This window comes from Bacteroidia bacterium (assembly GCA_025056095.1).
In the GTDB taxonomy this organism is placed as follows: domain Bacteria; phylum Bacteroidota; class Bacteroidia; order JANWVE01; family JANWVE01; genus JANWVE01.
Map to the genome: position 1 here is coordinate 1 of JANWVW010000157.1, position 6,601 is coordinate 6,601.

Here is a 6,601-nt window from a genome sequence, read left to right on the forward strand (position 1 = left end):
GCGAAGCACCGAAGCGTTAGCGTAGCCCGTAGCACGCCGACCTTGCCCACACAAGCGCAAGCGAAGTGTGGGCAAGGACACGCCCAAAAAAAATTTATAAAAATCTATTCAAATACAATCCATCTTAATTTTTGCAAGTATCAACTAAACTGTAACTTTGCACTAGATAGCTTAATCAGATGAAGGCACTAAAAACTTTTGCCGCCATAGATATAGACCTGCTTAAAAAAGCCTATACATACATGCAAACTGCCAAAGCTATGGCAGAAATTTATGATGCTAACCGAACAATATGTAAATACGTCCACTCTACCTCACGCGGACATGAAGCAGTACAATTAGCTACAGCTTTCCTACTAGAACCCTACGACTGGGTAAGCCCGTATTATAGAGATGACTCTATTTTGCTGGGTATCGGCTTAACACCTTATGAATTGATGTTGCAGCTCTTAGCTAAACGAGATGATATTTTTTCAGGTGGGCGATCTTACTACTGTCATCCGAGCTTAAAACAAGAAGATAAACCTAAAATCATTCATCAATCCAGCGCTACGGGGATGCAAGCTATTCCTGCGACAGGGCTTGCACAAGGTATTCAATACTTGGAGAATCTTAATCCATCGGATACCAAGCCAATCGTAGTTTGCTCATTGGGCGATGGAGCTGTAACTGAAGGCGAAGTAGCCGAAGCTTTTCAAATGGCTGTGCTAAAAAAATTACCCATTCTCTACTTAATACAAGACAACGGCTGGGGAATTTCTGCTACCAGCGAAGAAATGAGGGCTATGAACGCCATAGAATATGCCCAAGGTTTCAAAGGAATGGCTACGCACAGCGTCAAAGGAAATGATTTTATAGACTGCTACCAAGGTTTGAGCTACGCCTTTGATTACGTACGCAAGCGTAAAGGACCCATGCTCGTACACGCTCCTGTACCTCTATTAGGGCATCATACCTCAGGGGTGCGAAAAGAATGGTACAGAACAGAAGAGGACCTTAAAGAATGTCAAGTACAAGATCCTATTCTTATTTTAGAACAACAATTGTTAGAAAGAGGAATCAGCCAAGAGGAACTGAAAGCAATAGAAGAAAAAGCAAAACAACAAGTATCAGAAGACTTTGAACGAGCTAAACAAGCCCCCGAACCTGACCCAAGTACCGTAGAGGATTTTATTTTTGTACCTACACCAATTACAGAAGAAAAAGGTAATAGAACCCCACCGAATGGTAAAGAAGTAGTCATGGTTGATGCTGCTTTACATGCAGTAGGCGAAATTTTAGCTAAACACCCCGAAGCTCTATTGTACGGACAAGATGTAGGTGCACGTTTAGGCGGAGTATTCCGTGAAGCAGCCTTATTAGCACAAAAGTTTGGCAGCCATAGAGTATTTAATACGCCCATTCAAGAAGCGTATATTATTGGTTCTACGGTAGGAATGTCCCAAGTAGGATGCAAACCTATTGTAGAAATTCAATTCGCAGATTACATTTGGCCGGGGCTAAATCAACTTGTAGAAGAAATTTCAAAATCCTGTTATCTTTCTATGGGCAAGTGCCCTATTCAGACCCTTATCCGTGTACCCATAGGTGCTTACGGCGGTGGAGGACCTTACCACAGCGGAAGCATAGAAAGTACTTTACTTACCATTAAAGGAATAAAAGTAGTTTATCCTTCAAACGCAGCAGACATGAAAGGTTTAATGAAAGCTGCTTTTTATGACCCGAATCCTGTAATAATGTTAGAACACAAAGGCTTGTATTGGAGCAAAGTCCCTGGAACAGCCGAAGCAAAAACAATTGAACCTGATGAGGATTATATCATTCCATTAGGTAAAGCGAATATTGTGCTGTCCGCAGATGAAAGCCAAATAGGAAATTCCATAGCGGTAATTACCTATGGCATGGGCGTATATTGGGCAAAAAATGCAGCTAAGCACTTCAAAGGTCAAGTAGAAATTGTAGACTTACGCACCTTAGCTCCCCTAGATTGGCAAACGATAGAACACGTAGTCAAAAAGCATAATAAAGTTTTGTTAGTTACTGAAGAGCCTATTGAAAACTCATTTATAGAAGCCTTAGCAGGGCGAATTAGTCATCGGTTGTTTAAGCACTTGGATGCTCCTGTGGATTACATAGGTGCGTTGAATTTACCTGCTGTACCTATAAACCTTGCCCTTGAAGCAGCTATGCTACCGAACGCAGACAAAGTAGCGCAAAGAATAGCAGCTCTGTTAGAATGGTAAAAAAGTTGTAATTTTGTATTATGGCAAAAGTAACTTTTTTAGTGGTATTGTTACTAAACTTGCCTTTATATATTTTTGCCCAAGGGAATACTTTCAAAATTGCTAAGCTTAAATACGGTGGAGGGGGAGATTGGTACTGCAACCGTACTTCGTTACCTAACTTAATCAAGTTCATCAATCAGCATTCTTCTATCAAAATTCATGAAAAAGAGGATATTGTAGAAGTAGGCAGCCCGGCGATATTTCAATATGCTTGGGTACACCTCACAGGGCATGGAAATGTCTTTTTTACTGAGCAAGAAGCCCAAAACTTACGCAATTATCTCATTTCAGGCGGATTTTTACACATAGATGATAACTACGGTTTAGATAAATACATTCGCCGTGAAATGAAAAAGGTATTTCCTGAATATGACTTTGTAGAACTACCTTTTGATTTCGGAATTTATCAAAAGCCTTTTTACTTTCCCAAAGGATTGCCAAAAGTACATGAACATGATGGCAAACCTCCCCAAGGTTTTGGTATCTTTCACGAAGGCCGCTTAGTGTGCTTTTATAGTTACGAGTGCGACTTAGGAAATGGATGGGAAGACCAAGAAATATATAATGACCCCGAACCTGTTCGCCAACAAGCTCTTAAAATGGGAACAAACATAGTCTACTGGGCTATTACTCACTAAATAAAAGTACAAATTCCCAACTCCGTCGTATTTTTGCCACAAATGGACATAAGTTTCTATTTCAAGCCCATAGCAGAAAACCTTGTAAGCAATCTTTCTTCTCACAAGCTGAATGCACAAATTCATGCTTTTGTAGAAGACTTTCCTGAATGGAAAAATGCTTCGGTTATTCTAATGGGCGTACCTACTGGTCAGTACGCAGAGGAAGGCATACATTCTATACGTCAAGCGCTGTATCAAATGGCAAGAACGCAGCACGATTGCAACGTTACAGATGTGGGGAATATATTGCTCAAACAAGATAAAGAAAAAGACCTTCAAAATATCGCTTATACTCTTGAAACTTTTTTGAAAGCTAACAAAACAGTTATTCTGATAGGTGGCGATGAAACTTTACTTTTAGCTCAGTACATGGGCTATGAAAAAAATCAATCCCCTATTAACCTTGCTTGTATTGATGCTCAACTGGATATTGAAGAAAACTATGACCTAACTCCTAATAGCGTGCTTCGAAACGTCTTATTCCATGAACCTTTTTATCTCAATCATCTTACCATATTAGGTTTGCAGGTGCATTGGGCTTCTGAAAAACAAAGGCAGCTGCTAGAAGACCTTAAATATGAGTACTTACGATTGAGTGAAATTCGTGAAGATTTTAGACAAACCGAAGCAGCTCTACGGTGGTCAAACGCAGTACATTTCGATATGAGTGCCATTCGCTATGCGGATGCCCCAGGAGTCCTCTTTCCTAATCCCGTAGGATTTACGTTAGAAGAAGCTTGCCGAATTAGCCGTTATGCAGGAATTTCAAATTTAGTAAGTTCATTTAGCATTACTAACATACAGATAAACAAAGACATACACAATCAAACTGCCTATGCTGCGGCGCTGAATATCTGGTACTTTTTAGATGGCTATTGTAGCCGTTGGTATGAAAGAGCAGATATTCACAGTCAGAATCTTATTCAGTATCATGTAGTTTCGGATGCTTTGTTTATGCCGATTACTTTTTACAAGCATCCTATCTCTGAACGTTGGTGGATACAACTTCCTGATGAAGCCATAACGCTCGTACAGGACCCAAATGACTTATTGGTTCCTTGCACAGAAAAGGATTATTACAATGCTTTGGAAGGGATTATTCCCAAGCGATGGTGGAATGCACTACACAAGATAAAAAACCAATAAAGATGAAAAAGTTTTTGATAGATTTTATTTTTGGGCGTGCCCTTGCCTGCATTTCGCTAACGCTCATGCAGGCAAGGTCGGCGTGCTTCGGGCTTCGCTATCGCTTCGGTGCTTCGCTTGCGCTTCGCACCGTGCTGACGCACGCCCTCCGCATGCCTCACGCAAATTATCAAAAAACAACTCTTGCCCTCATAGTAATGACCTTTGGCATCCTATTTCATTCCTTTGCCCAACAAGATACTTTACCCAAAAAGAAAAAATTTATTCCTGACAGCAACCGTAAAGAAAATACGCTTCTGTACAAACCTCATGCAATATTGCAATTGTCCCTTTCAGAAAGTCCCAAAGTACCAGATACCAGCTTACTCAACTTTGAAAACTACAACCCCGATTATGTTATCAACTACGATACTTATTTTTTTGTACAAAGTGTGGGCATGGCAGGGCGATGGCATAGACGATACTACTTCGGCGTAGAAGACCGCTTCATCAACCCTCAAAACCAATGGACACTTGACTTGTCAGGATATTACACTTGGTTAATTTTGCCCGATAGCCTACAGCTGATAAATACATTTACGCCCTACTCACGCATACAATACCAACAAGGTAAAAGACAACTACAAATTACTGATGCTTTATTTTCGGCAAATATTACTCCGCAGTGGAATATTCATGGGGGCTACCACCGCCTAACTTGGTTAGGTATGTACAGAAACAACAACACCGATGTCAGAAACGCTTATTTTAATTCTTTTTACTACGCACTGAACAAACGTTTTTTTGCACATTACTACCTTATTTTTAATGAACTTAAACAAGCAGAAAACGGCGGTATTTTCATAGACTCAACTACCACAAACTTATTTGAAAAAGATGTGCAGACAGTTAATACTTCTGGTTTTTCGCTTATTAAAAACAACTTTGGAGGTCTGCAATTGGGCTACCAATGGTTGGCTAATTCTTCACACACTTTACAAACTACTTTACAATATCGTTTAGATTTTGCTTTCAAATTGACCAATCTCAATAGAATGTTGCCCATCTATAATGCTTTTACTTCTAAAAAAGAAAGATATGTTACTGAATTTGGCTTTTGGCAGCAGCAGTATTGTGCTGGCATGCAATACAGGTTCAAAAAAGTATTTTCTCAAAGCATAGAGTGGACAAGGAATTACACCAAAACGCCTAAAGGCACACTTTACAAAACCTATAATGAGCTATTTCCCAAGTACGTAACCGTAGATATTCTAAAATGCGTACAACAGCTGCAAATAGGGGATAGCAGTCGCCATATTTGGCTAAAAAATTACTTTACAAAGCATCTCAATGCTTTTTTGCCATATCAGCAAATACAGAGTACAGGAACGGCACAATACACTTTTTTAGCTTTTCAGTATGATTTAATTCATCAAAGGGGCTATGTATGGAACAAAGTTGTACCGTTACCTGAAATAGACACTAACTTTATACAACTGTCCGTATTACAAGAAAATGCGAATCTTTTTTTTGTACATCCCCGAGTTGGTGTGCAAAGCCGTAGAATAGGAAAAATAAACGTAGGTTTTTTTCACACTGCATTTCAAACAAGTGTTTATCAAGGGCTTACACTATCTGCTCAAGTTTATTACCAAAAGTGGAACTTAATAGCTAATCTTGTGCATTATTCTCGAAATTCTTTGAAGAATGTTCCTAATACTTTTCAAACTAAAATTTTTTATGCTACGTGGATTTTTAAGAAAAAAATGTACTGCCATGTGGGACTAAATGTGTATTATACGGGCAAGTATCGTGGGCATTTGTATGATATTGCTTACGATTATGTCTTTGCTAAGCCAAGCTTTTATGAAAGCGGCGTGTATCCGACTTATACAGGCTTATACGTACGAGTTGATCCCTTTTTTAATTTCAGTATAAAAAGGGCGAGTTTTTATTTTCGTTTTACAAACATTGCCGAAGGACTATTGGGAAAGAAAGGCTATTTTACCACGCCATTTTACCAAATGGAAGAGCGTGCGTTAGGTTTGAGCTTTTGCTGGCGATTTTACGATTAAACAAGCGGAGATATTCACAGCTTGCAGGTTTGCTATAGCTTGTAATAACAATATGGGGCGCTTTGCCCCATTCATGTCAATTACAGTCGCAGTTCCACAATGGTTCGATTAACACGCCAAGATGTAACAGGCTGGGAAAGAATCAGACTCCCTAACGTGTAGTCGCAGTTCCACAATGGTTCGATTAACACCAAACACTCGTCAAAACATTTGACCAGTGGCCCCACAACGCCATGTCGCAGTTCCACAATGGTTCGATTAACACTGAAACCTTTGAGATAAAAAAAACCTATTTGTTAAGGGGGGTCGCAGTTCCACAATGGTTCGATTAACACTTGACGTCATAGACTATTATTGATAATGTATGTCAAGGTCGCAGTTCCACAATGGTTCGATTAACACTCCCAAATTTTGACCACAAAAATATGCAATTGCT

The 6,601-nt window shown here is 39.6% G+C and carries 5 protein-coding genes and 1 CRISPR repeat array; all 5 genes read left to right on the plus strand.

Translation table 11 applies throughout. The annotated features are described in order from the left end of the window. On the plus strand, nucleotides 1-183 hold a 183-nt coding region (locus NZ519_10560), incomplete at its 5' end, for a hypothetical protein (GenBank protein MCS7029190.1). Next, on the plus strand, nucleotides 180-2,243 hold the full coding sequence (locus NZ519_10565) for a thiamine pyrophosphate-dependent enzyme (protein ID MCS7029191.1): 2,064 nt from the start codon (nucleotides 180-182) through the stop codon (nucleotides 2,241-2,243). The genes NZ519_10560 and NZ519_10565, both read left to right, overlap by 4 nt. A 20-nt stretch (nucleotides 2,244-2,263) precedes the next feature. Further along, nucleotides 2,264-2,923 (plus strand): DUF4159 domain-containing protein, encoded by a 660-nt coding sequence (locus tag NZ519_10570; GenBank protein ID MCS7029192.1) that lies wholly within the window; start codon nucleotides 2,264-2,266, stop codon nucleotides 2,921-2,923. Nucleotides 2,924-2,965: 42 nt separating this feature from the next. Next, nucleotides 2,966-4,111, plus strand: coding sequence for an arginase family protein (locus tag NZ519_10575; protein MCS7029193.1), 1,146 nt, complete (start codon nucleotides 2,966-2,968; stop codon nucleotides 4,109-4,111). Nucleotides 4,112-4,308: 197 nt separating this feature from the next. Beyond that, the gene (locus NZ519_10580; protein ID MCS7029194.1) at nucleotides 4,309-6,165 is read left to right on the plus strand and encodes a putative porin; all 1,857 of its coding nucleotides are present in this window, start codon (nucleotides 4,309-4,311) and stop codon (nucleotides 6,163-6,165) included. Between the two features lie 85 nt (nucleotides 6,166-6,250). Next, nucleotides 6,251-6,567: a CRISPR direct-repeat array (repeat unit 30 nt; unit sequence GTCGCAGTTCCACAATGGTTCGATTAACAC). The last annotated feature ends 34 nt before the right edge of the window (nucleotides 6,568-6,601 follow it).